Raw genomic sequence first — 26789 nt, forward strand, 5'->3', positions numbered from 1 at the left:
ACCATCTACAAGGACGCGGCGGATACCATCGTCGGTAACTGTGACAGCACCTTGTTTTGGGAGGCAAAGAGAAATCCACCCTCAAGGAAATTTCGGAGCTGCTGGGGAAAGAGACCATTGATCTCTATAACCAGTCCGAAACCGGGGCAGCCAGGTTTCCCACGGCCTCAGTTATCAGAAATTAGGAAAGGATATGCCATACTTGTTCGTGAAGAGTTCAGTTGCCTTGAATTTATCATGAACAGGGACACGATCAACTGGATTCTGAAATAACTGAATACAGGAGGTCGAACATGGAGCATTTACCAAAGAAAATCCATCAAAACGGAATCAGCTACACGCTGGTGGGAGACTACTACATCCCCGATCTGGAGCTACCGGAGGAAAGCCGCCCCATTGGGCGGTGGGGCCGGATGCACAAAGCGTTTCTGCAAGAACACCGGCCCGGCCAGTACAATGCCCTGCTTCTGTCGGGAAAACTCTGGACATATCTTGCTGACCTGAACGAACAGGCCGCTGACCGGCTGGCGTGTATCGTCTCGCAGATGCAGGAGGCGGAGGGTGTCACCGAGGAACTGAAAGCCCGTGACCAGCTTGCGTGGGTCGGGGGCATGAACAGCATTCGCAGCCGAGCAGAGGAAATCATCCTCTCTGAGATGATTTTTGTTTAAGGAGGTGCCTGTCTATGAGATACCGTATCGAATACGCCGATGGGCGTTATTGTAACTTTGCCAACGGCAGGGCTGAGCTGCTGAAATGGCTGAAACTGCTGAAGCAAGAGGAAATCTCCGACATCCGCAAAGTATATAAAAGCGGTGTGTCAGATTCCGTCCTGGAAACATACCGGAATTATATCCGCCCAGCATAAGGAGGGGCGCTTATGGGTACAGATATAGAAAAATTGGTTGATTTGATGATTCAGGAGCGGATGCAGAGCCAGTTTGCTAAGTGGCGGGAGGCAGAAACCGGCACGGAGAAAAAAGAGGACTGCCTTCGCTTGGAAAACGAGTATGAAAAAGCAATCAGCGCATTGTCTGAGGAACAGAAGGACGCTGTAAGACACTACTGTGATTCTATTTTCGATTCTGGTGCAGAAAGCGAGTGCTTCTTTTACCGGCTGGGCCTCAAAGATGGCATCCGTCTCTGGAAGTTTATGAAAAAGCTGATGAAAACGGTCAGCTAACGGATGTATAACCACATATTTTATTCCGCCCACAAACGGGTCGAAAGCCGTCCAACGGTACAGATTGGGCGGCTTTCCTGTTATCTGCGTTTCTTCCGCTTGGGCGCATAGTACGGCTGCGGCTTGGCCTTTCCTCTCATGTTGTTGGGATTTTTGAGCATTTTGGACAGGCTCAGTATCCGCAAAAATGCAGAGAAGTCCTCTGAGGAAATCTTCTCGAAGGGTATCTGCATTCTGTCGCAAAATTCGTGGATTACCACTTCCTCTTGGCTGCCCTGTTCGAGCGCCTGTTCAAACTTTTCCTTGACGTCATCCAGCGTGGGCTGCGGGTCGGCGGTGGTCTTGTCCTTGCGGTGTGCTTCCCGGATGTCCCGGACGATGCTGTCCAGATCATCGTGCATGACATGGCTGTAAAAATCGCTTTCCTGCACCTGCCCCAGTTCCAGCGTCCGCATATAGAGGTCATCTTCTCCGGGCGCATACTTGCTCATGACGGTCTGCCGGGTGGCCTCCAACACCAGATTCATCTGCTCCACCCGCATATTGGCGATCTGGTCGATGCAGATTTCCATATCTATCATCAGCCGCCGGAAATTCGGGTGGGCAGCCAGTTCGCAGAGAAGCCGGTTGTTGATTTTGCCGCTGCTCAAAAGTTCCACCATATCATCACTCAGATGCAGAGATTGAAGTTCTGTGTTTGGGTGATTTTTATTTTCCGTCAGCCCCATCAGATAGTCGGTGGACACGCCGTAAAAGTCCGCCAGCGTTGCAATCGCAAACGGGCTGATGTCCTTGTAGTCATCGGTTTCGTATTTTCCCAGCGCGGATTTAGACAGGCCGGTCTGCTCCGCCAGTTGTTCCAGCGTCAGGTGCTTGTCCACCACCCGCAGGTCTTTGAGCCGCTCCGGGATTGTCAGCTTTGCGTACATCCAAAGCCCCCTCTCTCGTTATCTTTTTCAGTGATTACACCCATTATAGCACGATTCCATAAGCGTGGAAATATGCGGATTTCGAGCGTTTTTCCGACGTTTTGGATATACGGGAAAGGGCCTCTTTTTTCGGTAAACTGGTTCTTGCAGACAGGCACAGAACCTTGAAAATCGAATGACCGGCTGCAAGGGGTATGGCCTCCGGGGAAGTGACGCCAGGACAGAAATCGAGCACACCAAAGAGGCCGATACGCCGGGAGAAATTCCGGGCAGGAGCGGCTTGCAGGCAGACCGGCGGACAGGAAACAAGTTTATCATGCGGGGCGCATGGCTCCGCAGCAAAGAAATGGAGGAAATCATTATGACACTGAGTATGAAAGAAAAGAAGATTCTCTACGCTTACGGCTGTCTCAGCCACCACAATACGGTGACACGGCTGAAATGGCTGACGGCTCTGACGGTTGACCCGGAGGCCAAACGCCGGATGCTGGGGCTGGCCCGGAAGGTGGAGACGGAGATGAACGAAAGCTGGTACGAGGATTTTTATCACCATCTGCGCATGGAGATGGACGAGTACCGCCGTCTCAAGCGCAACCTGCGTGTGCTGAAATCTTACACCGATTATGAGGAGGATCTGTATGAAGAAGCTGTCTAAGTATGAGAAAGAAACCATCATCAACTGGAACGAGGCGGAGAACCTTGCCAGCGTCTACACCTTCAACGCCAGCTTGAAGCGCAGGCTGGCTGATTTCAGCCGGAAGTACCCACTGTTGTGCCGGTTGGAGCGCAGCACGCCGGAGGGCAGCGTGACCTATGTGCTGGACAAGTCCCGGCTGTCGATCCGGCTGGTGCCTCCGTACAGCGAAGAACGGAAAGCCGCCGCAAGGGAGTACGCAAAGGAGCATGGCTTTCAGGTGGTGGTAACGGAAGAAAAAATCGCCTAAAATCGGGGTGTTTACGGGAAAAATGACGGGTCTGCACCCGATGTTTTGACCGGCAATCCCCGCAGGCGTATTCCGTATCCACTCCCCGCCTATGGGCGCAAATGTGTGGATACGGAGCCGGTGAAACTGGCAAACACCGTCCCTGCGGTGGAAGCCAGCTTCGCCGGTGCGGAAGTACAGAGGCGGCCAGCCCTTTGTGGCGGGGTGCAGGGGCGGCAGCGCACTGCTGGGGTCAAGGGGCAACGCCCATTGGCAGGTTAAGGGCGGCAGCCATTATCGGGTCAAGGACGAAGTGCTTGGCAGGTTGAGGGCAGCCGCCCCATCGGGTCAAGGGTGAAACGCCTTGCCCAGGGAAAGTTGATGCCTGCGTCAACTTGTATTGGGTATTACCTGACGCAAAATTCGCAGGATTTGCGGCTTCGCCGCCCCCTTCCCCGGCCCCAGAACATCTTCGCAGGAAGGAGGAAATCTGTTTGAAACTGACACGACACAATGGACGCTCCGGCAAGCATGGCACCTATAATCCCCGCCACAATGACCGCCGGTTCGATGTGGAGAACAGCGAACACATTGACGCAGAACGGGCAAGGCAAAATGTCTACTGGGACTGCTACCGGGGCTTTACCACCCATGAGTTCCGGGAGAACCCGGAGCAGCCGGATTTCAGCTTTGAGGAAATCGAGCGGATGTATTACTACGAGCATTACGGCGGCTATGTGGAAGCTCAGAACGCCCGGAATGAGAAAACCCGGCACACCGAGCGCAACCGCACTGTGGAGGACTTGCTGAAAAACAACAAGACCTGCCCGGAGGAAAGTATCTACCAGATCGGCACGATGGGAGAATCCGTCTCGCCGGATACGCTCTTTTCCATCGTCAATGAGTTTTATCAGGAATTTGAGCGCCGCTTCGGTTCCCATATCCACATCCTGGACTGGGCGCTCCATCTGGACGAGGGGACGCCCCACATCCATGAGCGGCACGTCTTTGACTGTGAGAACCGCTATGGGGAACTGTGCCCCCAGCAGGAAAAGGCGCTGGAAGAACTTGGCATCCCTCTCCCCAACCCGGAGAAGCCCAAAGGCCGGAACAACAACCGCAAGCAGACCTTTGATGCGGTCTGCCGGACGATCCTGTTTGACATCGCCAGACGGCATGGGCTGCATCTGGATCAGGAGCCGTCCTACGGCGGGCGGGACTATCTGGAAAAACAGGATTATATCCTGATGAAGCAGAAGGAGCAGCTTGCGGCGCAGGAGCAGAAGCTGGAAGAACTGACGCTCAAAATCGAGGACGTGGAGACGCTGTTAGATGATGTTTCCGATGCGGCCTATGACAAGGCGGTGGAGGTGGTGACCGATACCGTCCGGCAGGAGACACACAAGGAAGATATTCGTCTGGTGGAAGAATCGAAAAAATGGGTGCTTTCGCCGGAGCGCAAGGCCCCGAAGAAGGAGCGTGACTACGCTGCCGCCCGTCTGGATGGAGTGATTACCAAAATCAAACGGGTCATGCAGAACGCCCTGGCAAAAATCCAGAAAACTCTCATGCAGCCGGAGGTCAAGAAGGCCGGTAAGGAGCAGATTAAGGAGAAGGCCAGAGAATCCATCCGGGAGAAGCTGGCGAAAGGCAGGCTGAACGCTGACCGAGATAACCGGGAACGCTGGGAACGTGAGGGGCGGATTGCTCCGAAAAAGAAACACGATATGGAGTTATGAGGCACCTGATTTTCTGCGGAAACGGGTGCTTTTTTCTCTGCCTGGAGGTGAGAAAATCGAATATATTTGAAGCGGTGAAGGAGTCTGTCACCACAAGGCAGGCTGCGGAATATTACGGGGTGCAGGTTGGCAGGAATGGCATGGCCTGCTGTCCCTTCCATGATGACAAACATCCCAGTATGAAGATTGACCATCGGTTCCACTGCTTTGGCTGTCAGGCAGATGGGGATGTGATTGATTTTACCGCCCGTCTGTTTAGTCTGAGCAGTAAGGAGGCGGCGCTGAAGCTGGCGGAGGATTTCTCTGTCCACTATGACGCCAAAGGCCATGACCCGCCCCGCAGGAGGCCGGTCAAGCGAAAAATCAGCGAGGAACTGCGTTACCGGCAGGCGGAGCAGAAATGTTTCCGGGTGCTGTGCAATTACCTGCATCTGCTGGAACGCTGGGAGAAGGAATACGCCCCGCAGACGCCGGATGAAGCGTGGAATCCGCTGTTCGTGGAGGCCCTGCAAAAGAAACCGTACACGGAATATCTGCTGGATATTCTCTTGTCCGGCAGCATGGAGGAACGTGCTTCCGTGGTCGCTGAGTATGGAAAAGAGGTGAGGAAGATTGAGCAGCGAATATCAGAGTTTACCGCTAGCCACCCGGCAGGCCGCCATGAGCGCAGCCGAAGCCTTAGCGCCGGAGCGGAGCGTTGATGAGGTGCGGGAAAGCCTGTCCGTCACCGAGAAGGGCCAGCCCGCCAACACCATCGGCAACTGCCGGACGGTGTTCTGCCATGACCCTCTCCTGCGTGGGGCGATCCGCCTGAACCTTTTGACTGACCGGGTGGACATTGTACAGGATTTAGGCTGGCGCAGGAATACCAGTGCCCTGACGGATACGGACGTGAAATATCTGCTTCTCTATTTTGAGCAGACCTATGGCCTGACCAGTGAGAAAAAGATGACGGCGGCGCTCTCCATCGTGGCGAATGAGAACTGCTACCATCCCATACAGGACGTGCTAAACGGCCTTGTCTGGGACGGGACGCCCCGCATCCGCTCCTGTCTCCATCATTTCTTAGGTGCGGACGAGAGCGACTATGTGGAGGAAATGCTGAAACACTTTTTGCTGGGGGCTATCCGGCGGGTATTCCGCCCCGGCTCCAAATATGAGGAAATGCTCTGTCTGGTGGGCGGTCAGGGGGCTGGCAAGTCCAGCTTCTTCCGCTTGCTGGCGATCCGGGACGAGTGGTTCAGTGACGACCTGAAAAAACTGGACGATGACAGGGTGTATCTGAAGCTGCAAGGACACTGGATTATCGAAATGTCGGAGATGCTGGCTACCAGCAGCGCCAAAAGCATTGAAGAAATCCGCTCCTTTATCAGCCGCCAGAAGGAAACCTACCGGACGCCCTACGAGGCCCAGCCCAAAGACCGGCTGCGGCAGTGTGTGTTCGGCGGTTCGTCCAACACACTGGACTTCCTGCCCCTTGACCGGGCCGGAAATCGGCGCTTTTTGCCGATCATGATTTACCCGGAGAATGCAGAGGTTCACATTTTGGAGGACGAGGACGCCTCCAGAGCCTATCTTTTACAGGTCTGGGCGGAGGCCATGACGATTTACCGCAGCGGCCACTACTCTATGAAGTTCAGCAAGTCCATCCAGCGCCAGCTGGTGGAGGTGCAGAAGGATTTCATGCCGGAGGACACCGAGGCCGGACAGATACAGGGCTTTCTGGAACACTACACCGGCAGCATGGTCTGCTCCAAACAGCTGTTCAAGGAGGCGCTGGGCCACACCTACGATGAGCCGAAGCGGTGGCAGCTGCACAATATCAACGAGATCATGAACACGGTGGTGACGGGCTGGAAACCATTCTCCAATCCCCGGATGTTCACCGGATATGGCAGGCAGAGGGGCTGGGAACGGGACGTTTCCGGCAACGAACTGCCCGGCAACGAAGATGGATTTGTGGAGCTGACCGAGGAAGAATGCTGCCAGCTGGAACTGCCGAAGGAGTGGATCGCATAAAATTAGCGGTCTGTTGCCGGGATGGTTGCCACTTGGTTGCCGGGTTTGTTGCCGGGGATTCTCCGGTCTGGATACGGAAAAAGCCTGTAAATAAGGTATTTTCTAATATCTATCTCTATCTCCGGCAACGAAAACAACGAGATTTTTCAAGAAAATTGATAAAGTAAGATTTGCAGGTCAGACGGTAGTTTACAGGTTTTCAGAGGTTCGTTGCCGGACTTCGTTGCCAGTGCTGCCGTCTGGCCTGCTACTCTATGGAGGTAGCCTATGGAAAAAAGCAAACAGCAGAAAAATAAAGTCCGTTTTGTGGTGGTGCGGGAGTTCTCCGGGGAGAAGTCCATGCGGGAAGCCTTTGAGCAGCTGATTGAGCGTCAGACCTGCGAACACTTCGAGGAATGGCGTCAGCAGCGGGAAATGGCCGAAAACGCTGCGTAAAAACGGTTGATTCAGGGGCAGGGACATGGTACTATAATGGTATCGTGTCCCTGTTCATAGAAGGAGAACGCTATGAGCAGGAAAAAACAAGTCTATGAGAAAATCACCGCTCTCTACTGCCGCATCTCTCTGGATGACGGCGGCGACAACGAGAGTATGAGCATCAGCAACCAGAAAATCATGCTTCGGGACTTTGCTGAAAAGCATGGAATGTTCCAGTATGAATATTATGTGGATGACGGCTATACGGGCCGCAATTTCAACCGCCCTGCCTTCCAGCGCATGATCGCTGACATTGAGGCGGGGAAGATCGGCTGCGTCATCACCAAAGACCTATCCAGGCTTGGTAGGAACTATATTGAAGCTGGCAGCTATATCGAAATCTTTTTCCCCAAACACAATGTACGCTATATCGCCATCACGGACGGCGTGGACAGCCTGACCCGTCAGGAGATGGACATTACGCCCTTTAAGAATATCCTGAACGATATGTACAGCCGGGATATTTCTAAAAAGGTGCTGGCAGGCATCACCACCCGCTCCCGGCAGGGGAAGTTCTGCGGAGGGACGCCGCCCTTCGGCCTGATGCGTGACCCGGAGGACAAGGGGCATCTCATCATTGACCCTGAGACAGCGCCAATCATCCGCAAAATCTATGACTATGCCCTTGACGGGCTGGGCTGCATGAGGATTTCCAAACGTCTGATGGAAGAAAAAATCCCAATCACCCATGTCAAAGCCAACACGGAGTTTGACGCCAACTATTATTTCTGGGGCGGAGCCAGAATCAGTCACATCCTGAGAAATCCATTCTATAAGGGCGCACATTTGGTCTTTCGGACGCATCAGAAAGGCATCCGCTCCAACACCTATGACATTATTCCCCGTGACCAGTGGGAAGTGATCGAGGCTGCCATGAGGCCATTGTGACGCCGGAGGAATGGGAACAGGTGCAGGAACTCATTGACCGCAGGCCGACCATTCAGGGGAATTCCTGCCCCTTTTATAATCTGTTCCACGGTCTGGTCTACTGCGCCACCTGCGGGAAGTCCATGCAGGTGCGGTATGAGAAAGTGGGCCGAACCGGGAAGAACCGCTTCACCGGCGAAATGCGGGAGCCGATTGACAAGGCGTACTATATCTGCCAGACCTACAACCGCATGGGCTGCAAGGTCTGTTCCAGCCACAAGATCGAGGCCAGGGATTTATACAATCTGGTGCTGAAAGACATTCAGGAACTGGCGGCGCAGGCTATGAAGGATGCCGATGCGTTCTACCAGCGGCTCAGCCGCCGGATGGAGCACCGGTATCTGGTGGACGCCTCCCAGACAGAAAAGGAACGCCTGCGGCTGGAAGCCCGAAATCAGGAAATTGACGGGATGTTCCTGAGCCTGTACACCGATAAGGCCAAAGGCATCCTGACCGAGCAGCGGTTTGTGAAGCTGACGGCGGCGCTGGAACAGGAGCAGGAATCCAACCAGAAACGCCTGCATGACCTGGCAATGATGCAAGGTCGTGCCGATGCGCAAGAAAGCGAAGTCCGCACTTTTATCAAGGAAATCCGGCGCTATGCCGCCATCGAGGAACTGGACGAGGCGGTGCTGAACCGGCTCATTAGCCGGATTCTGATTGGAGAAATCAAGAAGATTGATGGTCAGAGGACACAGGAGGTTAAGATTATTTACAATTTTGTTGGGGAAATGTCAAGGTAGAATTTAGACGCTAAATACTTTTAATTTATATCAAAAGTGATACAACAATTTTCTTTTAATGCTATCAGGCAATAAAGTTATTCCTTTGGCCAGAGTAAAAGGGATAACTTTATTTTGCTAAAGCATACTAAAAAGGGCGCGTTGCAGAAAATTATCCGCAACACGCCCTCTTCTATAAGTCCTTATGTCAAAATCAAATTATTGGTAATCTTGAATATTGGGATAAGCGGCACCGTTATTATGCGCGTAAGCTGCTTCAAAGTAGTCGAGGCTTTCAAAAGTAATGCCTGATAGTTTCCGACATTCAACACATCAAAAGTTAGATTCAGAACATCACCAGCGGAATATTGGTCAAGAAGATTTCCTGCAAATTTCCATCCTATGTTTTCCTCATAAGTATCCTCGGTAAAATAAAATGTAGTCGCATCCTCAGTCGCATCATAACTAATGTCAATAATTATATCAGAGAAATGAACTTGATCTCCAGCATTAAAGTCTTTGAGATAATCTACAGTTTTTCCATCAGCAGGATTAATAAATTGAGCATTAAGTTGTGTCATATCAACAACCTCTGGAGGAAGAGAATTAAGTCTGTAAGATTCTGCAACAGAGAATTGATAAACTCTGTTATTATCCCCAAAGTAAAATCCATCTTCCGTCATAGGAACACTTGAACGAGCATTGGCATTGTAATAATGGGCATAATACAACTGCCATTTGTATGTCTCAGTTGAAACAAACTGTGCTTTCCATGTACCAGAACTGTCTCCTGCTTTCTTTGTATAAAACATATACTGATTTGTACCAGTAGTTGCTTGACTTACCGTATCACCAGAGGCATCTGACAAGATGAGTGCAATCTGTGTAAAAATATCGACAAAGATAATCCTATGTCCATGCATACGGATAGAACCAACGCTGTTATCTACTTCTGGACGAAAATAAACCTCAGGCCCCATATCACCCGTGTTATATTCTATGCTAGGTGAAACAAGATAGGCCCAACTACTATCCTTTTCACTCTGTCCATCGAGATCGATAAGCTTTTCCACATAATCTGAAAGGATAATCCAGCCAATCTTCCACCAATTCACTTTGCTTGCTTCAGCAGAAGAACTGATATTCTCGTTGTCGGCATAAGCAAAAGTAGTGTTAGAAAAACTTATGCACATAACCAAGGAAAGAGTAAGTGCAACAATCTTACGTGTTAGCTTTTTCATTAAAAGCCCCCCTTCTCTTATAAAACCAAAACAATAATGCAAATGATGGATGCAATAAAAAAGAATACTCCAGCAACCCGCATCAAACCAAGATATAAATCTGTAGGTTCACCGCCTTTTACAGAAAAGAAGTGTTCAATTTTCCATAAAAGTTCCGGCTTAAAAATCATAAAAAAACTTAATAGAAGCAAAAGGATAAGCCATATGTTATCTATGTATAACACTTCCTTTCTGCTAATACTGAAAATTCAAATAAAAAAGCGCATAAGTAGACAAATAATCATGCCTAACTTATGCGCAAATAGAAACAATTTTAATTCTAAGCCTCCAAAGCTGGCAGCGTCGGTAAAAATGCTCCATTATTAAGTTAGGCAACTTAACCTTAAAACAAATCATCGGTCTTACCTCCCAACAATATAAATTTCGACTTTTCACTTTTATTTTATCACCTAAAGCAGAACTTGTCAATGAATTTGTCTAAAATAAGTCGATTTTCTTTTTTGATTATGTGCATTTTTAACTAATAGAAAGAAAGTTGTATTGAGGGCGATTGGTGTTCCTTATTCCATATGTCGGAACTGTATGAAGTGAAAATAGTTTATCCGTTGAAGAGTCACTCCACAGGTTATGCTTGATTCTTTCAAAGTTATGTTTCTATAATATGCATCCGTACTGTCATATTATAATTCACATTATTGGATAATATAAATTGACAAGTATAAGATAAACAGACAAGGAGTCGCTGCCACCCGTAAAACGGGTGGCTCGGGACGCAGGCTTTAAGCCCACTCTACTTGGCCGCGCCTCAAGGCGCTAGCTTTCTCTTTTAGGCTATACTAAAGTTTTTATTTCCCTGGTACAACCGGGGATTTTTTTGCTTCAAGCCGCCAATTAGAACGGCAGCCACAAAGATTTTTCTTTGCGGCTGCCGTTTTCTTGAATTCATCACTTGACAATGTGGCAAAGAGCTGATGAGCCAGGACGAGCTGGCAGTTATGGATGGCGGCAAGTGCATCTTGCAGTTGCGCGGTGTGCGTCCGTTTCTTTCAGACAAGTATGACATTACCAGACACCCTAATTTCAAATACACAGCTGATGCAGACAAGCGAAATACCTTTGATATTGAAGCATTTTTGTCTGCCAGACTAAAACTCAAGCCTGATGAGGTCTGCGATGTATATGAAGTAGACACGGAGGGCGTGTAATACGGTTCCGCTGAGAAAGGAGTGATCGTATCTATTTGCCGCAACTGCCTCTGTTGAGGCCATTGGCGTACAAAGCGGACAATCATCAACAAAATAATGAAAAAGGAGGACAGCCGGAATCAGGCTCTCATATATCGAGGGCAGATTGTTCCGGCTTTTGTGCGCTTATGAAACAAACCTAACTAATCATTCAAATGATTCCGGCTAATATTATTTATGGCATTTTTTGAACAGGCAATTACCGTTCTTCAGACTCTCGTTATCGCTCTGGGTGCTGGGCTTGGTATCTGGGGTGTCATCAACCTGTTGGAAGGTTATGGAAATGACAACCCTGGCGCCAATGCTCATGTGCGATAAAGTAACACACAAAAATTTGATAGACAACCGCCCATTATTCCGTTACTATTCTTCAATATGGATTGAGAAAACCGCTCTGATACAGTATAATAAAGTGTCAGGGAGGTATCTTTATGAAGGAAAAAATACTAATCATTGAAGATGATTTTACGATACAAACACAGCTTAAAACTCTTTTGTCTGGGAATGGATATGAAGTATTTGCAGTTACGGATTTTTCCCAAACAATAGAGCAGTTAAAAGAAGCTGCGCCACATCTGGTTATTCTGGATATAAAACTTCCGGGGAATAACGGTTTTGAAATATGCTCTCAAATTCGCACCTTTTCAGATATTCCGATTGTATTTGTAACAAGCAGCAATACAGATATGGACGAACTGAACAGCATTATGCTGGGTGGAGATGCGTTTATCACAAAGCCTTATAATCCCGCTATTCTTCTTGCTAAAATTGCTGCATTGTTAAAGAAAGCCTACCGTTCCCCTCAAACAGAAATTTATATGTGGAGAGAAGCTACCCTGCATTTGGAGAGTAGCATGATAGAGTACAAAGGACAGAAAGCAGAATTGACAAAGAATGAATTGAAAATCCTCTACTACCTTTTTAAGAACTCTGGAAAAATCTGTTCCAGAAATGATATTGTGGATTTTCTTTGGGACAATCAGCTTTATGTTGATGATAACGCCCTAAGTGTCAATATTACCCGTATTCGCGACAAACTGGCAGCAATCGGACTTGTAGATTTCATTAAAACAAAACACAGGCAAGGATATACATTATGAGTGGAAAACAATATTTGAAAAATCAACTCCCCGTTATTTTAGTCAATTTGCTGGGTATGCTTGCCCTTGCTTTGTTCCTGATTGCAAGCGATAATCCTATCCAAACAGTCCTGTTTATTCTTGCAGTCTGGTCGATTGTCCTTGTTTTATCTTTGCTGGCATTTTATTTCTCACGAAAAAAATATCTGAATAAATTGCTCAATATGACGGAGCAATTAGAAGAACGATATTTATTGCCGGAAATCATGCAAGTGCCGGAAAGGGCTGATGAACAGGTTTTTTACCAGATTATGAAAATGGCTGAAAAATCTATGTTGGAACGGATTGGCGAAGTACAGAGGGAACGCAGGGAATATAAAGAATACATTGAACAATGGATACACGAAGTAAAAACACCAATTACAGCCATGAAGCTGCTGTGTGAGAATAACCGTTCTCCCTTTTCCAGAGAGGTATTGGCAGAGTTAGAGAATATCAATCAATATACAGAACAGGCGCTTTACTACGCCAGAAGTGAACACACTGAAAAAGACTATTCTGTCCGTGAAGTCAATTTATGCGATGTTGTGCATAGTGCAATCGCAGATAATAAGTATCTTTTGCGTCAAAGCATATGTCAATTCAGATAGACGATATAGAAACAAAAGTTTACACCGATGAAAAATGGGTGCGGTTCATCTTAAATCAGATTATCGGTAATGCAATCAAATACCATGCAGAGCAGCCTATTTTGCACTTTGGGGCGACAAAAACGAATGACAAGATTGTGCTATCTATCAGCGATAATGGGATAGGTATTCCTAAAAGTGATTTACCCCGTATTTTTGAAAAAGGATTTACAGGTCAGAATGGGCGAACCGGGAAAAATTCTACTGGAATTGGCTTATATCTTTGCAAGCGTCTATGTGATAAACTGGGAATAGGACTTACTGCTTATTCCGAAAACAGAGGAACAACGATTTCACTTATCTTTCAAATGAATGATTTTATTATCGGAGTGCAGGGCTGATAGGTTCTGCACTTCTTACATTTTTGTAAGAACTGTGTAAGAAAACTTGATACAAAAAATGATATACTCCATTTACAATATAGGTATGGAACAGTTAAGGAGGTTTATCCGATGAATACAATTTTGAAGCTGGAGCATATCCAGAAATATTATGGCAATGAGGGGAATATTACCAAAGCCATTAAAGACATTAGTTTTTCTGTGGAAGCCGGAGAATTTCTCGGAATTATGGGTGCGTCCGGTTCTGGAAAGACAACGCTGCTAAACTGTATTTCTACGATTGATACCGTAAGTGCAGGGCATATTTTTTTAGAGGGAACAGATATAACGGAAATCAACCCAAAATCCCTTGCCCGCTTTCGCAGAGAGAATTTAGGTTTTGTATTTCAAGACTTCAATCTGCTGGATACATTGACAATTTCAGAAAACATTGCACTGGCATTAGCAATCAATAAAGTCCCTGCCGGGAGTGTAGAACCCAGCATTTTGGATATAGCCGGAAAGCTGAATATCAGCGATATGCTAAACAAATATCCTTATCAGGTATCGGGCGGTCAAAAACAGCGTTGTGCCTGTGCAAGAGCAATTATCAACAATCCGAAACTCTTATTGGCAGATGAGCCAACAGGAGCATTAGACAGCCATTCCTCACAAATGCTGCTGTCTACCATTCAAAGTATCAATGAACAGCTTAGGGCGACAATTCTTATGGTAACCCATGACGCTTTTACCGCCAGCTATGCCAGCCGTATTCTTTTTTTGAAAGACGGAGAAATCTTTATGGAACTGCGCAAGGGCAACGACAGCAGAAGTGATTTTTTTGATAAAATTCTGAATGTCCTTACCATGATCGGAGGGGGACAGAGCCATGTATGCTAAACTTGTTTTCAGAAATGCAAAACGGTCTGTAAAAGACTATCTGGTCTACATTGTAACAATGACAATCTGTGTTACCGTGTTTTATGCGTTCTTGTCTATTTCCAGTAGTTATTATAGCCCGGATATAGGCAGCGAGTATGATTTTACGCTGTTAAGTGACGGAATGAAAATTGCAATCTGCATGATAACATTGCTGTTGTTATTTTTGATACGGTTCGTCAATCATTATATGCTAAGACGGAAGCAAAAAGAGTTTGCTGTCCAGTCCATTATGGGAATGGAACAAAAAACCATTGGCAGGATTTTCTTTGCAGAAACACTGATTATGGGTATGTTTTCCATTTTGATTGGTATTTTTTGCGGTGTATTTTGCTCTCAATTCATTACCGCAATGCTCCTTACTGCTTATGGAAAGCCTTATGAAATCTCATGGACATTATTCCCGGATACCGTTTTGTTGACAGTGGTATTTTTTGTGGCAAGTTTTTTTGTGGTAGGAATTTTCAATACCCGTACCATTCAGAAAACAAAAATTATTGATATGCTTTCCGCAGAGAAAGAGAACGAACCAGAGCTAAAAAAGAGCCGCTTCATTTCTGTTGTAGTAGTCCTCTTTGAAGTATTTACCGTATGGGGATTGATTACAGGAATACAAAAGGTCTGGTTTTATTATGACACCCGCTTTGCGTTTCCGGTGCAGCTTATGTTTTGGGGAAATATTCTTTTTCCGCTGCTTACTTTGCTGTGGTCGATATTTTGCATAATTAGAAAGAAAAAAAGAGAATGTTTCATTGCCGGTTTGCTGATATGTTCTGTATTGAATGCTTTTACAGCAGCCAGCGTTGCAGCATTAACAAATAAATATTATCTGACTTTAGGTGGTGGAACGCTCAAACAATATCTGCTTTTTGTTGTGATTGACTTACTTTTCTTCATTTGTGCCTTCATTTATCTTACCAGTGGTTTGATTGTAGCATGGAAAGTAAAATCGCCGGAACATAGATACAAGGGAGAAAACCTGTTCTTTTTCGGGCAAATTATATCAAAACTAAATACAACCAGCAAAACAATGACGCTGATTTGTATAACCCTTGTCCTTGCAATCTTCATGTTTATTGCCGCCCCTATTTTGACGGGCTGGGCTTCAGGTTATTTGGATATGCGCTCTATGTATGATGTGCAGGTATATTCAAGATATAATGACGTATATGAAGAAGAAAATCTGCCGCAAGACAGTTATGAAATTATTACTGAGTTTCTGACAGAACACAAAATAGATACAGTTTATGATTGCACGTTCAATCTATATCTGCCAGAGAAAGATGATTTTCACAACAGACAGAAATATGATTTTCCGATTGTAGCAATTTCTTTGAGTGATTATAACACTATACGGGAAATGCTGGGTTACGAACAGATTTCTCTGGAGGAAGATGAATTTACAACACAATGGAAAGCAATCGCCACCGAGGAAGAGCGGGATAGCTTTTTGAAAGAACACACCAGCATTATGACAGACGCAGGAGAATTGACTCTTTCCGGGCAGTCCTATTATGAGGATCCGATTGGAGAAACAGCGTACAATTCCTATACAAATGTATTGTATGTACTTCCAGACAATATTTGTGAAAAGCTGTTGCCAGTGATAAAAAACCGATATATTACAACAACGGAAAATATCTCCTATGAAAATGCAAGGAAACTGGAAAAACTTTTTACAGAGAAGTATCCCGAGCAGGCAGAAACCGGGGCTATTTATGGCGTGCGTTTTAGCACACTGCAAATCAATAGTTCCATAGCAAATAACTTTATTTTACAGACTGCAATGATTTATGGTGCTGTCGTACTGATGGTTATATGTCTTACGGTACTTTCCCTGCAACAGCTTTTAGACGCAGGACAATATAAGTATCGTTCTCTGTACTCCGAAAATTGGGGGTGGAAGAAAAGCATATCGGAAAACTTATCTTGCAACAATTAAGTGTTTGGTTTGGGCTTCCAATTATCACAGCAATCATTGTAGCTGCTGTTGTAATAGCTTACTTTATCCAAACCATATCAGCAGAAATTTCAGCCTATATTGGGTTTAGTACATTGATGTTACAAATAGGGGCAACAATGGGGATTTTGGCAATTTTATTGATTTGTTACTTCATAAGTACATGGATTATTTTTAGGCGTTCTGTTAATCCATAGTGAGTGCAATTTATAGCCTGCTGGTCATTACCGACACCATTCTCAACCGCGTTACCCTCAACTGGAAACGAGGCAAGCGCACCCATGTGTTCCTTGACGAGTTCCATGTGGTGTTTGAGAACGAGCAAAGCGGTGTGTTCTTCAACTCCGCATGGCGTCAGTTCCGTAAGCGCGGCGCATATCCCACCGCCATCACTCAGAACGTGGAGTACCTGTTGGACTCCGTGCAGGCCAACACCATCTCAGGGTGTGCTGTGGTTCCAGGAGCGCGGACTGTGGCAGGACAACAGCTATGAGCCGCGCCCTGGCGACATTATCTTTTTCGATTGGGATGATGGCGGCCAGGATGGTTCTTCCGACCATGTTGGTATCGTGGAGAAGGTGGAGAATGGCCGCATCTACACTATCGAGGTAACTCCGGCGATAGCTGCCGTCAAAACAGTTACCCGGTTGGTTACTATGAAATCTATGGGTACGGAACCCCGGCGCATTAACTGACCAAAAGAAAAACCCAGCCGTTTCTGGCTGGGTACATAAAAGGTTCACAAAAAACAAGTTGAAAGACTTCGTTTATCCGGATATAATAATATCATAGATGTTTCAACGGAATAAGAAAACCGTGGAGGAAACAATGGATATTATGTCGGTAAAAGAAGCGTCTGAGCGGTGGAATATATCAGAACGCTGGATTCAGAAGCTCTGTGAAGAAGGGCGGATCGAAGGCGTGCAGAGATTTGGCCGGTTCTGGATGATTCCCAAGGAGGCGCAAAAGCCTGCTGATTTAAGAAAAAACAGAAAAGGAAGGAGTGATATTTCCCATGTATAACCCTCAATTGGAAACCTTCCTGTGTGTAGCGGAATGCGGTAGCTTCAACAAAGCTGCGGAGAAATTGTTTATTTCCCCCCCGGCAGTCATCAAACAGATCAATCTGCTGGAGGAAAATCTGGATCTGCAGCTTTTTGTGCGCACCCATCGTGGCCTTCAGCTGACGGAGGCTGGTAAATCTTTGGCACAGGACGCAAAATACATCATCCAATATTGCAAAGATTCGGTGACCAGGGCAAAAAATGTCATGAAAAAGAGCGAAGACATCATCCGTATCGGTACATCATCCATGACACCAGCTCAGGTTTTGGTGGATCTGTGGCCAAAACTGCAGGAGGAGTGTCCAGGAGTTAAATTCCAACTGGTGCCATTCGACAATACACCTGAGAACGCCCGGGAGATTCTGGCCAATTTGGGACAGAACATTGATGTAATAGCGGGTATCTTTGATGAAACAATGTTGAACCTGCGCCGCTGTGCCGGGTTGGAAATTTCAAAGGAACCTATCTGCGCGGCGGTGTCCATTCATCACCGGCTGGCGGGAAAAGACAGGCTCACCGTTCAGGATCTGTATGGCGAAAAATTCATGATGATGCGTCGGGAATGGAGCCACTATGTAGATTTGCTACGAGATGATCTTTGGAAAAACCATCCGAAGATCCAAATTGTGGATTTTGACTTTTACGATGTGAATGCCTTTAACCAGTGCGAAAACAACGATTGTGTGCTGATGGCGGTGCCCAAGTGGCAGTACGTCCATCCGCTTTTGAAAATCTTACCCGTGGATTGGAGTTACACAATTCCCTATGGCCTGCTCCATTCACCAGATCCTTCCCCTGTAGTCAAGCAGTTTCTAAGGGCGGTGCAAAAAGAAACTGGACGGGACAAGTGATAACCAAAAGGTAAATACTACATAACGAAACGAGACTTCTGTGGAAGTCTCGTTTTTTTTATAATGAAATCAGAAAAGGAAGAGAGGCAGGTGACAAAATGAAGGTGCAAGGAATTCTGGTAGCTACGGTTTGTCTGTTGCTGTGCTTCACAGGATGTGCGGTTCCTGGACAAACAGAGACAACTTCTTCCGGTGAATCTCACTCGGCAGAGAGCACCGCATCTTTGGATGATGCAGATTTTCAGCAGGAATCAGCCGGCTTTGCGCCTAAGGATCAAATGACAGAGCCATTTACTGGAAGTTGATACGAAAGGATACTCTCTCTGGGGCGGTTCAGCCGGAGCCCGTATGGCAGCGTGGCTTGGGTCCTATGGCCCGGCGGCATTTGGAGGGGATGATCTTCTACAGCCGAGTGCAGTAATTATGCAGTACACGGGCCACAGTGATTATATGGAAAACGATCCACCAACTTTCGCCTGTGTGGGAGAAAGCGATGGCATTGCAAACTGGCGAACCATGGAACGTCGCCTAACCGCCATGAGTACCCTTGGTATTCCAACGGAGTTTCATCATTATCCAGGACTGCCCCACGGATTCGGATTGGGAACCAGTACTGTGGCGGAAGGATGGCTTGATGAGGCTGTTGCTTTTTGGAAAGCTCAAATGTAACCGATGATTCATGAAATTTTAAGAAAGGAAGTATGGATATGAACAACTTTATTTTTCAAAACAGCACGAAGGTCTATTTCGGCAAGGGCTGTGTGAAGGAATATCTGACCTGTCTGACAAAAAATGCGCAGACCATCCTGCTGGCCTATGGCGGCGGCAGCATCAAGCGCAATGGTGTCTACGATGAAATCACAGGCATTCTGAAAGGCGCTGGAAAGACCATCGTGGAGTTCTCCGGCATTATGTCCAACCCCACCTACGACAAAGTGCAGGAGGGTGCGAGGCTGGCACGGGACAATCAAGCGGATATGATTCTGGCCGTAGGCGGAGGCAGCACCATGGACTGCTGCAAAGCTGTCTCTCTGGCTGCCCGGTATGACGGGGACATCTGGGAGGATTTCTGGGCTCACCCCGGCGTCATCGACTTTGATCCGCTGCCTCTGGGTGTAGTAGTTACTGTGGCTGGTACTGGCAGCGAGTGCAACGGCGGCGCGGTAATCACCAATGAAGAGAGAAAGATAAAAACAGGGCGGGATTATCCGGCTCTCAATCCCCGATTTGCTCTGATGGACCCCACCTATACCTTTTCTGTACCCAAAAAACAGATGGCATCTGGTAGCTTTGACATCCTCAGCCACATCATGGAGACCTATTTCAGCCAGCCCAATGAGGACAATGTTTCCGATGACATCATGGAGGCACTGATGCGTAGTGTGATCCGAAATCTGCGTGTTGCCATGGACAGCCCGGAGGATTACACGGCTCGGTCCAATCTGATGTGGGATTCCACCATGGCGGAAAACCGACTCATCAAGATGGGAAAAAAGTGCGACTTTGAATGTCACAACATGGAGCACCAGCTGGGCGCTTATACCAACTGCAACCACGGCTGTGGTCTGGCGGTGATCCATCCGGTGTATTACCGTCATGTGTATAAGGAAGGCTTAAGCAAGTTTGTCCGTTTTGCCGAAAATGTATGGGGAATTGAGCGTGATGGAAAATCCGATGAAGCGTTGGCTCTGGCCGGTATCGATGCCCTTTCCAGCTTCATTCAAGAGATTGGCTTGCCAACTACCCTCAAGGAGCTGGGCGCACAAAAGGGGCAACTAAAAGAAATCGCTGATTCCTGTGGTATTTCCCAGGGCAGTTATAAGCCTATGACCCATGAAGAGATTCTGGAAATTTTCCATGAATGCTATGAATAAGAGCCCCGATTAATACAGGAAAGGAATGCTCATTATGAAAAAACTGACTGCAATTTTCTTGTGCTTTGCAATGGCGTTGAGTCTCGCTGCTTGTGGAAACACCACATCTTCCACAAATGAATCCAGTACGCCGGAATCTTCCGTTCCCCCTGCATCCGGTGAAGCAAGCGACACATCGTCCACCGCCGCCAGTCAGGAACCGGCTTTCCAGGGGGAAACCGAAGTGGAGGCTGGTAACACACTGGTAGTCTACTTCTCTGCTACTGGCAATACCGAACAGGCAGCTACTTACATTGCAGATATTACCGGCGGCGACCTGTTTGAATTGGAACCTGCTGATCCTTATACGGACGAAGATTTGAACTACAACAATGAGGACAGCCGGGTTTCTCAGGAATATGCGGATGAGTCTTTGCGGGATGTGGAACTGGTGAGCGACACGGTGGAGAACTGGGACAGCTATGATACTGTGTTTATCGGTTATCCCATCTGGTGGGGAATTGCTGCATGGCCGGTAGATACGTTTGTGGAAGCGAATGACTTTACCGGCAAAACAGTGATTCCATTTGCCACTTCGGCAAGCTCCGGTTTGGGTGAAAGCGGACAACTGCTGGCAGAACTGGCCGGAACCGGAGACTGGCAGGAAGGAATGCGTTTCCGTTCCAGCGTTAGTGAGGGCGATATGCAGGAATGGCTGGATAGCCTGAGCCTGTCATAACAATCAGGAAGGAGGACCCCTATGAAGCGTATTTTTCCCTTTTTTCTTGCAGGAATACTTCTTTTAAGCTTTTCCGCTTGCAGCAGCGAGACTTCGGGGCCTGACCAGGTTTCAAGTACAGAATCTTCCACAGTCCAGCCCCCGGAAACAGATTCGGATGCAACACAGTCCTCTTCCAATACCATGAAGCAGGAAACAGTCAGTCCCAACTCAGATAGCAATATTCTGATCGCCTATTTCACTATGCCGGAAGATGTAGATGATAACTAACAACACGGGTTGCCTCATGACTATCCGTATAGCAGGAGGTTCTTCCGCTTTCGGGGAGAGCCTGCTCTTTTCTGAAAATCTCAAGGAAATATACCGGAATCCGAAGAAGCTAAAACCTTTGACTTATCACTCCATAACCAATGGAGACTTCTGTTTTTTTCGCAATGGATTACAATAGAATCACAAAGGAGAGAAAGATGATGCAGATGAGAACACTTGGCACTGATTTGAACGTATCTGCTGTAGGCCTGGGGTGCATGGGCTTTTCTCATGCCTACGGTGCGCCTACGGAGGAAGCAGAGGCTGTCCGTCTAATCCGTCGCGCCTTTGACTTGGGCTATACTTTTTTTGATACCGCTGAGGTGTACGGTACCGCCGACGCCCCCCATGTAAATGAAACGCTGGTGGGCAAGGCACTGGCAGATGTAAAGAATCATACGGTAATCGCCACGAAATTTGGCCTGCGGTTTGACCAGGAGAGCGGAAAGGTTCCATTGCCTCTGGTGGCGGATTCCCGCCCGGAGACCATCCGCAAATCTGTGGAAGGATCTTTGAAACGGCTCGGAACCGATCACATTGACCTGTATTTCCAGCACAGAATCGACCCCAACGTAGAGCCGGAAACTGTGGCGGAGGTGATGGCTGATCTGATCCAGGAAGGCAAAATTACTCACTGGGGCATCTCGGAGGCAAATGAAGACTACCTGCGGAGGGCTCATGCCGTGTGCCCGGTGACGGCGGTACAGAACCGATACTCTATGATGGCACGGCATTATGAACCGTTATTCCCCATTTTGGAAGAATTGGACGTGGGCCTGGTGGCTTTTTCCCCTATGGCCAATGGTTTCCTCACCGGGCAATATGACAAGGGGCAGCGCTTTGATGCCGCCACCGACTACCGTGCTGCTATGCCCCAGTTCACTGACAAAGCTGTGGACCAAAATGCCGCACTTTTGAAACTGCTCGCAGATATGGCTGCGGAAAAAGGAGCAACCTCGGCCCAAATCTCCATGGCCTGGATGTTGTGTAAGCACCCGTGGATTGTACCCATCCCTGGCACTCGCAAGGAAGATCGCATGAAAGAAAATGCTGGGGCCGCATCTGTTTTTTTGACGCCCAGTGAGGTGCGCGCTCTGGACGACGCACTGGATCATATGGATATGTCTGCGGTATTCGGTGGAACGCCTTTAAAATAAACGGAAGGAGTATGCTCATGAACGAAACGCTACTTGATATATCTCGGCAGTTTTGGGAAGCTATGGAACACGCCGACGAAGTGGGGATGCGAGCCTGTGCTCATCCTGACTGCAACTTTGTCCATATTGGCATCACCTGCAAACTGGACAAGGAAATCGAATTTTACACCAGTGGGGCCTTTCAACCTACGAATATTACCTTCCACAGTCAGAAGGCTGAGTTGTTTGGAGATACCGGAGTGGTGCTTACTGACTGCGATTACAGCCTACTGCTGGACGGGAAGGAAACCACTCACCACTTTATGGTGACGGAAGTGTACACCCAGGATGAAAAACGGTGGAAGTTGGTCACTTTTTCCTTTACGGCATTGGTGTATTGAACCGCCAGCCACAAATTTTGGTAAACACTGTTTGTATCGGTACAAATAAGCAATCACTTTTTAGGAGGATTTATTTATGGAATACGCAACTTTGAACAACGGAATCAAAATGCCCATGGCAGGCATTGGCACCTTTTTGCTTACCCCGGATGAAGCGGAGACATCCGTCCTCTCCGCTCTTCAGTGCGGATACCGCCTGATTGACACGGCCAATGCCTATGTGAACGAAAAAGCCGTTGGCCGGGCTATGAGGAAATCTGGGATTCCGAGAGATGAGATTTTTCTGGAAACCAAACTGTGGCCCAGTTTTTATGAGCAGGAAGATGCGGTAGAAAAAACGCTCCAGCGCCTGGGAACCGACTACATTGACCTGCTGCTGATCCACCAGCCCGCAGGCAACTATGTCGCAGGTTACCGGCTTATGGAGAAAGCCTACAAAGAGGGCAAGGTGCGCGCCATTGGCCTTTCCAACTTTACCCCGGAGCAGGTGCAGGAGATTCTGGACATCTGCGAGGTAAAGCCTGCCGTGCTCCAAACAGAGGTGCACCCCTACTCGCAGGAGAAAGAACTGAAGGCATTTCTGGATAAAGAAGGCATCGTCATCCAGGCATGGTATCCTCTGGGGCATGGAGACAAGGCGCTGATCCAGGAACCGTTGTTCACGGAATTTGGCAAAAAGTATGGCAAGAGCAATGCCCAGATCATCCTGCGCTGGCACATTCAGGCCGGCAATATCGTGATCCCTGGCTCCAAGAACCCGGCCCATATCAAAGACAATTTCAACCTGTTTGACTTTGCGTTGACAGATGATGAAATGGCTAAAATCACTGCTTTGGACAAGCAGAAGCGATATTACACCAGTACACCGGAAATGCTGAAGAAGTATGCGGAAATGGTTCCGCCTGTAGACGAGCAGAAATAAGGAGGGATTCGCAATGCGTAAGAATTTTGGAACAAAATCCTGGTTTTATCCGCTGCCGGTGCTTGTGATCGGCACCTATGATGAAAACGGCAATCCTGATGCCATGAATGCCGCATGGGGCGGCCTGTACGATGCAGACAAGGTAGTACTGTGTCTGAGCGCTGATCATAAGACCACCAAGAATATCCAGGCAAAGGGAGCGTTTACCGTCAGTTTTGCTGACGCTGCCCATGCGGTTTCTGCGGACTATGTTGGCATGGTGTCCGCAAATAATGAGCCGAAAAAGATGGAGAAGTCTGGCTTCCATTGCACCAAGAGCGAATCGGTGGATGCGCCCCTCATCGATGAGCTGCCGGTAGCTCTGGAGTGCAAACTCCTGAAAGTGAGCGAGGACGGCAACATCATCGGTCAGATTGTGAATGTGAGCATTGACGAAAGCGTATTGGACAGCGATGGGAAGCTGGATATGAGCAAATTCCAGCCCATCTCTTTTGAGCCAGCCAACAATGGGTACCATGTGCTGGGTGAGCGTGTGGGCAATGCGTTCAGCGATGGCGGCAAGTTGAAATAAGGGGGCGAATGATATGAATAAGGAATTTCACAATCTGTTCCCGCAGGGCAGTCCCAACACGGTGGCCGGGCAGTATTTCAGCGGGGCCAGTTATCTGTGCCCCTGAGTGATATGGGCGTGTCTGTTTCCAACGTGACCTTTGAGCCCAGTTGCCGGAACAACTGGCACATCCACCATAACGGCGGTCAGATCCTTCTTTGTACGGCGGGTCGGGGTTATTATCAGGAGTGGGGCAAATCCGCTCAGGAATTGAACCCTGGAGATGTGGTTAACATTCCGCCCGAGGTAAAGCACTGGCATGGGGCGGCTCCTGACAGTTGGTTTGCCCATATAGCGATTTCCGTTCCAGGTTCCAAAGCCGAGTGGCTGGAGCCGGTAGATGAAGCAGAATATACTAAATTAAAATAAATCCGATAGAAAGGATGGGATTATCATGGATAAAGTAACAGCAGGCAGAGATGCCATGAGCAAATTTGCCCCTAAATTTGCGGAATTAAACGATGATGTCCTCTTTGGAGAGGTTTGGTCGCGAGAGGATAAGCTCTCGCCCCGTGACCGTAGCCTGATTACCGTCTCCGCCTTGATGGCCAGCGGAATTCTGGATACATCCCTTCTTCATCATATTGAGCGGGCCAAGGCCAACGGTGTAACCGCCACCGAGATGAGCGAGGCATTGACCCAGCTTGCTTTCTATGCTGGCTGGCCCAAGGCGTGGGCGGCTCTGCGGATGGCAAAAAATGTCTATGGAAAGGAATAAGATGGAACACCCTTTTGTTGTGTGCCATATGCTCACTTCTCTGGACGGAAAGATTGACGGTACGTTTTTCGGTGTGCCTGAAACAGTTCCGGCGATAAAAGCCTATGGGGAACTGCGAAGTTTTTACGGATGTCAGGCCACCTTATACGGCACAACTACCATGCTGGGGGGATATGCCGAGGGAAAGGTGGGGCAGCTACCCACTGTGATGTCCACTCCGCCCCGAGCGGATTGGGTAAACCCGACAGGCAAGGCCATGGGCAATTTCATTGTTGCAGTGGACCCACAGGGTCAGCTGGCCTATTCCGGATTGTCCATCGAAAAAAAGGGCCGCCCATGTGATCGAGGCGCTGACGGAGCAGGTGGCTCCAGAATACCTGTCTTATTTACAGAATCAAGGGGTTTCCTATCTGTTTGCCGGCGAGAAACGACTGAACTGCACTCTGCTTTTGGAGAAACTGCATCGACTGTTTGGCATCAACAAACTGATGCTGGCGGGCGGCGGGATCGTCAATGGATCGTTTTTGGCTGAAAATTTGGTGGACGAGTTGAGTCTAGTCATTGCCCCGGTAGCCGACGGCGGCAACGGTGTCAGTTCCTTTACCCAAGTTGATTTTCTGCCATCCTGGCAACCGACTGCATTTCATCTTAAAGAGGTGCAGACAGTTGTACCGAATGTGTTATGGGTGCGCTACACCCGGCCATAAACGGGCATATTCGTCTAATCAATAGAATGATTTTACAAGGCAGGGTATCTGTTTCAACAGGTACCTTGTTTTCGTATTAGTGGAAAGCTAAAGGTTAATACTTTATAACGAATCGAGACTTCTGTAATCTTACAGAAACCTTTACAATAGAATCAGAAACAAAAGATTATCCAGCAATGCCTGGAGAGGTGTTGTGAAACCACAGAAAGGAAGTTATCTATGATGGAATATGTATTATTGAATAACAACGTTAAAATGCCAAAACTGGGATACGGCGTTTTCCAAGTCTCGAACGAAGAATGCGAGCGCTGTGTACTGGATGCAATCTCAGTTGGGTATCGCGCGATTGATACCGCTCAGTCCTACGGAAACGAGGAAGCGGTAGGCAATGCTATCCAGAAATGTGGCGTACCCAGAGAGGAATTGTTCCTCACCAGCAAGATCTGGATGTCCAACGCCAGTTATGAAAAGGCAAAGGCATCCATCGACAAATCCCTGCACAAGCTGAAAACCGACTACCTTGACCTGATGCTGATCCATCAGCCTTTTGGAGATTATTACGGCGCATACCGAGCCATGGAGGAAGCATACAAAGAGGGAAAGCTGCGGGCTATTGGCGTGTCCAACTTCTACCCGGACCGACTGATCGATCTGTGTCAGTTCGCAGAAATTGCACCCATGGTCAATCAGGTGGAAACCCATGTGTTTCAGCAACAGCGAACTGCGCACGAATACATGAAAAAGTACGGTGTGCAGCACGAGGCATGGGGCCCCTTTGCCGAAGGGAAGAAAAACTGTTTTACCAACCCTGTACTAGTTGAAATTGGCGAAAAGTACGGAAAAACGGCTGCACAGACTGCCCTGCGGTTTCTGATCCAGTCCGATGTAGTCGTGATCCCAAAATCCACTCACAAAGAGCGGATGGAACAGAACCTGGATGTATTTGACTTCTCCCTGAGTGAAGCAGATATGGAGGCCATCCGCACTCTGGATGAAGGAAAGAGTCTGTTCTTTGACCATTACGATCCTTCCACAGTGGAAATGCTCACCAATATGGGCAAAACGCGAATCGTATAAAGGGGGAAAGC

The 26789-nt window shown here is 47.9% G+C and carries 31 protein-coding genes and 5 pseudogenes; 33 read left to right on the forward strand and 3 right to left on the reverse strand.

Going from position 1 to position 26789, the window contains the following annotated elements:
* The 4 genes and pseudogenes from DW965_RS05345 to DW965_RS19755 form a co-directional block, all read left to right on the forward strand.
* Positions 1–196, forward strand: a pseudogene (locus tag DW965_RS05345) (TraM recognition domain-containing protein); the annotation flags it as partial.
* 97 nt (positions 197–293) lie between these two features.
* Positions 294–671: a TnpV protein gene (locus DW965_RS05350; RefSeq protein ID WP_055219871.1), complete on the forward strand. Its 378-nt coding sequence runs from the start codon at positions 294–296 to the stop codon at positions 669–671.
* Between the two features lie 14 nt (positions 672–685).
* Positions 686–868: a hypothetical protein gene (locus DW965_RS05355; protein ID WP_055219873.1), complete on the forward strand. Its 183-nt coding sequence runs from the start codon at positions 686–688 to the stop codon at positions 866–868.
* 12 nt (positions 869–880) lie between these two features.
* Positions 881–1183 carry a hypothetical protein gene (locus tag DW965_RS19755; protein WP_055219875.1) on the forward strand — a complete coding sequence of 101 codons (303 nt, stop codon included), beginning with the start codon at positions 881–883 and terminating at the stop codon, positions 1181–1183.
* A gap of 80 nt (positions 1184–1263) precedes the next feature.
* Here the strand turns inward: DW965_RS19755 and DW965_RS05365 are convergent, their stop codons facing one another.
* A complete protein-coding gene (locus DW965_RS05365) occupies positions 1264–2112 on the reverse strand; it encodes a helix-turn-helix domain-containing protein (protein WP_055266762.1) in 849 nt (282 codons plus the stop codon).
* Positions 2113–2287: 175 nt separating this feature from the next.
* Here DW965_RS05365 and DW965_RS19760 point away from each other — a divergent pair, with 175 nt between their 5' ends.
* The 7 genes and pseudogenes from DW965_RS19760 to DW965_RS22025 all read left to right on the forward strand — a co-directional run bounded on the left by DW965_RS19760 (position 2288) and on the right by DW965_RS22025 (position 8940).
* The gene (locus DW965_RS19760; protein ID WP_226906287.1) at positions 2288–2767 is read left to right on the forward strand and encodes a hypothetical protein; all 480 of its coding nucleotides are present in this window, start codon (positions 2288–2290) and stop codon (positions 2765–2767) included.
* Positions 2751–3056 (forward strand): hypothetical protein, encoded by a 306-nt coding sequence (locus DW965_RS05375; RefSeq protein WP_055222220.1) that lies wholly within the window; start codon positions 2751–2753, stop codon positions 3054–3056. Before DW965_RS19760 ends, DW965_RS05375 begins: the two co-directional genes overlap by 17 nt.
* Before the next feature lie 473 nt (positions 3057–3529).
* Entirely contained in the window at positions 3530–4774 is a 1245-nt protein-coding gene (locus tag DW965_RS05380) for a serine/arginine repetitive matrix protein 2 (RefSeq protein ID WP_117760454.1), read from the forward strand.
* Positions 4771–5475 (forward strand): CHC2 zinc finger domain-containing protein, encoded by a 705-nt coding sequence (locus tag DW965_RS05385; protein ID WP_055266766.1) that lies wholly within the window; start codon positions 4771–4773, stop codon positions 5473–5475. Before DW965_RS05380 ends, DW965_RS05385 begins: the two co-directional genes overlap by 4 nt.
* The gene (locus DW965_RS05390) at positions 5435–6793 is read left to right on the forward strand and encodes a virulence-associated E family protein (RefSeq protein WP_055221981.1); all 1359 of its coding nucleotides are present in this window, start codon (positions 5435–5437) and stop codon (positions 6791–6793) included. The genes DW965_RS05385 and DW965_RS05390 overlap by 41 nt, the downstream gene beginning before the upstream one ends.
* Positions 6794–7060: 267 nt before the next feature.
* Complete coding sequence (locus DW965_RS19290) at positions 7061–7228, forward strand: hypothetical protein (RefSeq protein WP_171027916.1); 168 nt, start codon at positions 7061–7063, stop codon at positions 7226–7228.
* 72 nt (positions 7229–7300) lie between these two features.
* Positions 7301–8940: pseudogene (locus DW965_RS22025) on the forward strand (recombinase family protein).
* Positions 8941–9122: 182 nt separating this feature from the next.
* Here the strand turns inward: DW965_RS22025 and DW965_RS05405 are convergent.
* Complete coding sequence (locus tag DW965_RS05405; RefSeq protein WP_117813726.1) at positions 9123–10160, reverse strand: hypothetical protein; 1038 nt, start codon at positions 10158–10160, stop codon at positions 9123–9125.
* A gap of 17 nt (positions 10161–10177) precedes the next feature.
* Entirely contained in the window at positions 10178–10384 is a 207-nt protein-coding gene (locus DW965_RS22030; protein WP_334291862.1) for a DUF6199 family natural product biosynthesis protein, read from the reverse strand.
* Between the two features lie 735 nt (positions 10385–11119).
* Between DW965_RS22030 and DW965_RS05415 the strand changes: the two are divergent.
* The 22 genes and pseudogenes from DW965_RS05415 to DW965_RS05530 all read left to right on the forward strand — a co-directional run.
* Positions 11120–11365, forward strand: a pseudogene (locus DW965_RS05415) (VirD4-like conjugal transfer protein, CD1115 family); the annotation flags it as partial.
* Positions 11366–11581: 216 nt separating this feature from the next.
* Positions 11582–11722, forward strand: a complete 141-nt coding sequence (locus DW965_RS05420; RefSeq protein WP_007037419.1) for a Maff2 family mobile element protein — start codon at positions 11582–11584, stop codon at positions 11720–11722.
* A gap of 113 nt (positions 11723–11835) precedes the next feature.
* Entirely contained in the window at positions 11836–12504 is a 669-nt protein-coding gene (locus tag DW965_RS05425; RefSeq protein WP_117760452.1) for a response regulator transcription factor, read from the forward strand.
* Positions 12501–13513: pseudogene (locus DW965_RS22035) on the forward strand (sensor histidine kinase). The gene DW965_RS05425 and the pseudogene DW965_RS22035 overlap by 4 nt, the downstream one beginning before the upstream one ends.
* A gap of 111 nt (positions 13514–13624) precedes the next feature.
* Entirely contained in the window at positions 13625–14392 is a 768-nt protein-coding gene (locus DW965_RS05435) for an ABC transporter ATP-binding protein (RefSeq protein ID WP_117760450.1), read from the forward strand.
* A pseudogene (locus DW965_RS05440) lies at positions 14382–16588 on the forward strand (FtsX-like permease family protein). Before DW965_RS05435 ends, DW965_RS05440 begins: the two are co-directional and overlap by 11 nt.
* Entirely contained in the window at positions 16588–16884 is a 297-nt protein-coding gene (locus DW965_RS05445; protein ID WP_330420958.1) for a hypothetical protein, read from the forward strand. The pseudogene DW965_RS05440 and the gene DW965_RS05445 overlap by 1 nt, the downstream one beginning before the upstream one ends.
* Positions 16838–17086 (forward strand): CHAP domain-containing protein, encoded by a 249-nt coding sequence (locus DW965_RS05450; RefSeq protein ID WP_442857824.1) that lies wholly within the window; start codon positions 16838–16840, stop codon positions 17084–17086. The genes DW965_RS05445 and DW965_RS05450 overlap by 47 nt, the downstream gene beginning before the upstream one ends.
* Before the next feature lie 133 nt (positions 17087–17219).
* Positions 17220–17414, forward strand: coding sequence for a helix-turn-helix domain-containing protein (locus tag DW965_RS05455; RefSeq protein ID WP_173815393.1), 195 nt, complete (start codon positions 17220–17222; stop codon positions 17412–17414).
* Positions 17407–18306 (forward strand): LysR family transcriptional regulator, encoded by a 900-nt coding sequence (locus DW965_RS05460; RefSeq protein WP_022462153.1) that lies wholly within the window; start codon positions 17407–17409, stop codon positions 18304–18306. Before DW965_RS05455 ends, DW965_RS05460 begins: the two co-directional genes overlap by 8 nt.
* 348 nt (positions 18307–18654) lie before the next feature.
* Positions 18655–18975, forward strand: coding sequence for an alpha/beta hydrolase (locus DW965_RS05470; RefSeq protein WP_306665732.1), 321 nt, complete (start codon positions 18655–18657; stop codon positions 18973–18975).
* Between the two features lie 38 nt (positions 18976–19013).
* Positions 19014–20180, forward strand: coding sequence for an iron-containing alcohol dehydrogenase (locus tag DW965_RS05475; protein ID WP_118601178.1), 1167 nt, complete (start codon positions 19014–19016; stop codon positions 20178–20180).
* A gap of 34 nt (positions 20181–20214) precedes the next feature.
* The gene (locus DW965_RS05480) at positions 20215–20898 is read left to right on the forward strand and encodes a flavodoxin (RefSeq protein ID WP_055267971.1); all 684 of its coding nucleotides are present in this window, start codon (positions 20215–20217) and stop codon (positions 20896–20898) included.
* Between the two features lie 21 nt (positions 20899–20919).
* On the forward strand, positions 20920–21168 hold the full coding sequence (locus DW965_RS05485; protein ID WP_055267973.1) for a hypothetical protein: 249 nt from the start codon (positions 20920–20922) through the stop codon (positions 21166–21168).
* A gap of 197 nt (positions 21169–21365) precedes the next feature.
* The gene (locus tag DW965_RS05495) at positions 21366–22364 is read left to right on the forward strand and encodes an aldo/keto reductase (protein ID WP_330420930.1); all 999 of its coding nucleotides are present in this window, start codon (positions 21366–21368) and stop codon (positions 22362–22364) included.
* Between the two features lie 17 nt (positions 22365–22381).
* Entirely contained in the window at positions 22382–22744 is a 363-nt protein-coding gene (locus DW965_RS05500) for a nuclear transport factor 2 family protein (protein ID WP_055267979.1), read from the forward strand.
* A 76-nt stretch (positions 22745–22820) separates the two neighbouring features.
* Positions 22821–23666 carry an aldo/keto reductase gene (locus DW965_RS05505; RefSeq protein ID WP_117760442.1) on the forward strand — a complete coding sequence of 282 codons (846 nt, stop codon included), beginning with the start codon at positions 22821–22823 and terminating at the stop codon, positions 23664–23666.
* Between the two features lie 13 nt (positions 23667–23679).
* Positions 23680–24237 carry a flavin reductase family protein gene (locus tag DW965_RS05510; protein WP_117760441.1) on the forward strand — a complete coding sequence of 186 codons (558 nt, stop codon included), beginning with the start codon at positions 23680–23682 and terminating at the stop codon, positions 24235–24237.
* A 96-nt stretch (positions 24238–24333) separates the two neighbouring features.
* Positions 24334–24645, forward strand: a complete 312-nt coding sequence (locus tag DW965_RS05515; protein ID WP_330420931.1) for a cupin domain-containing protein — start codon at positions 24334–24336, stop codon at positions 24643–24645.
* A 25-nt stretch (positions 24646–24670) separates the two neighbouring features.
* Positions 24671–24994, forward strand: coding sequence for a carboxymuconolactone decarboxylase family protein (locus DW965_RS05520; protein WP_118601183.1), 324 nt, complete (start codon positions 24671–24673; stop codon positions 24992–24994).
* Positions 24995–25332: 338 nt separating this feature from the next.
* The gene (locus DW965_RS19765; protein WP_243030577.1) at positions 25333–25701 is read left to right on the forward strand and encodes a RibD family protein; all 369 of its coding nucleotides are present in this window, start codon (positions 25333–25335) and stop codon (positions 25699–25701) included.
* A gap of 222 nt (positions 25702–25923) precedes the next feature.
* On the forward strand, positions 25924–26778 hold the full coding sequence (locus DW965_RS05530) for an aldo/keto reductase (protein ID WP_055267130.1): 855 nt from the start codon (positions 25924–25926) through the stop codon (positions 26776–26778).
* The last annotated feature ends 11 nt before the right edge of the window (positions 26779–26789 follow it).

Origin of the sequence: Blautia sp. AM47-4 (assembly GCF_003479865.1) — a bacterium.
Taxonomy (GTDB): Bacteria; Bacillota; Clostridia; order Lachnospirales; family Lachnospiraceae; genus Fusicatenibacter; species Fusicatenibacter saccharivorans.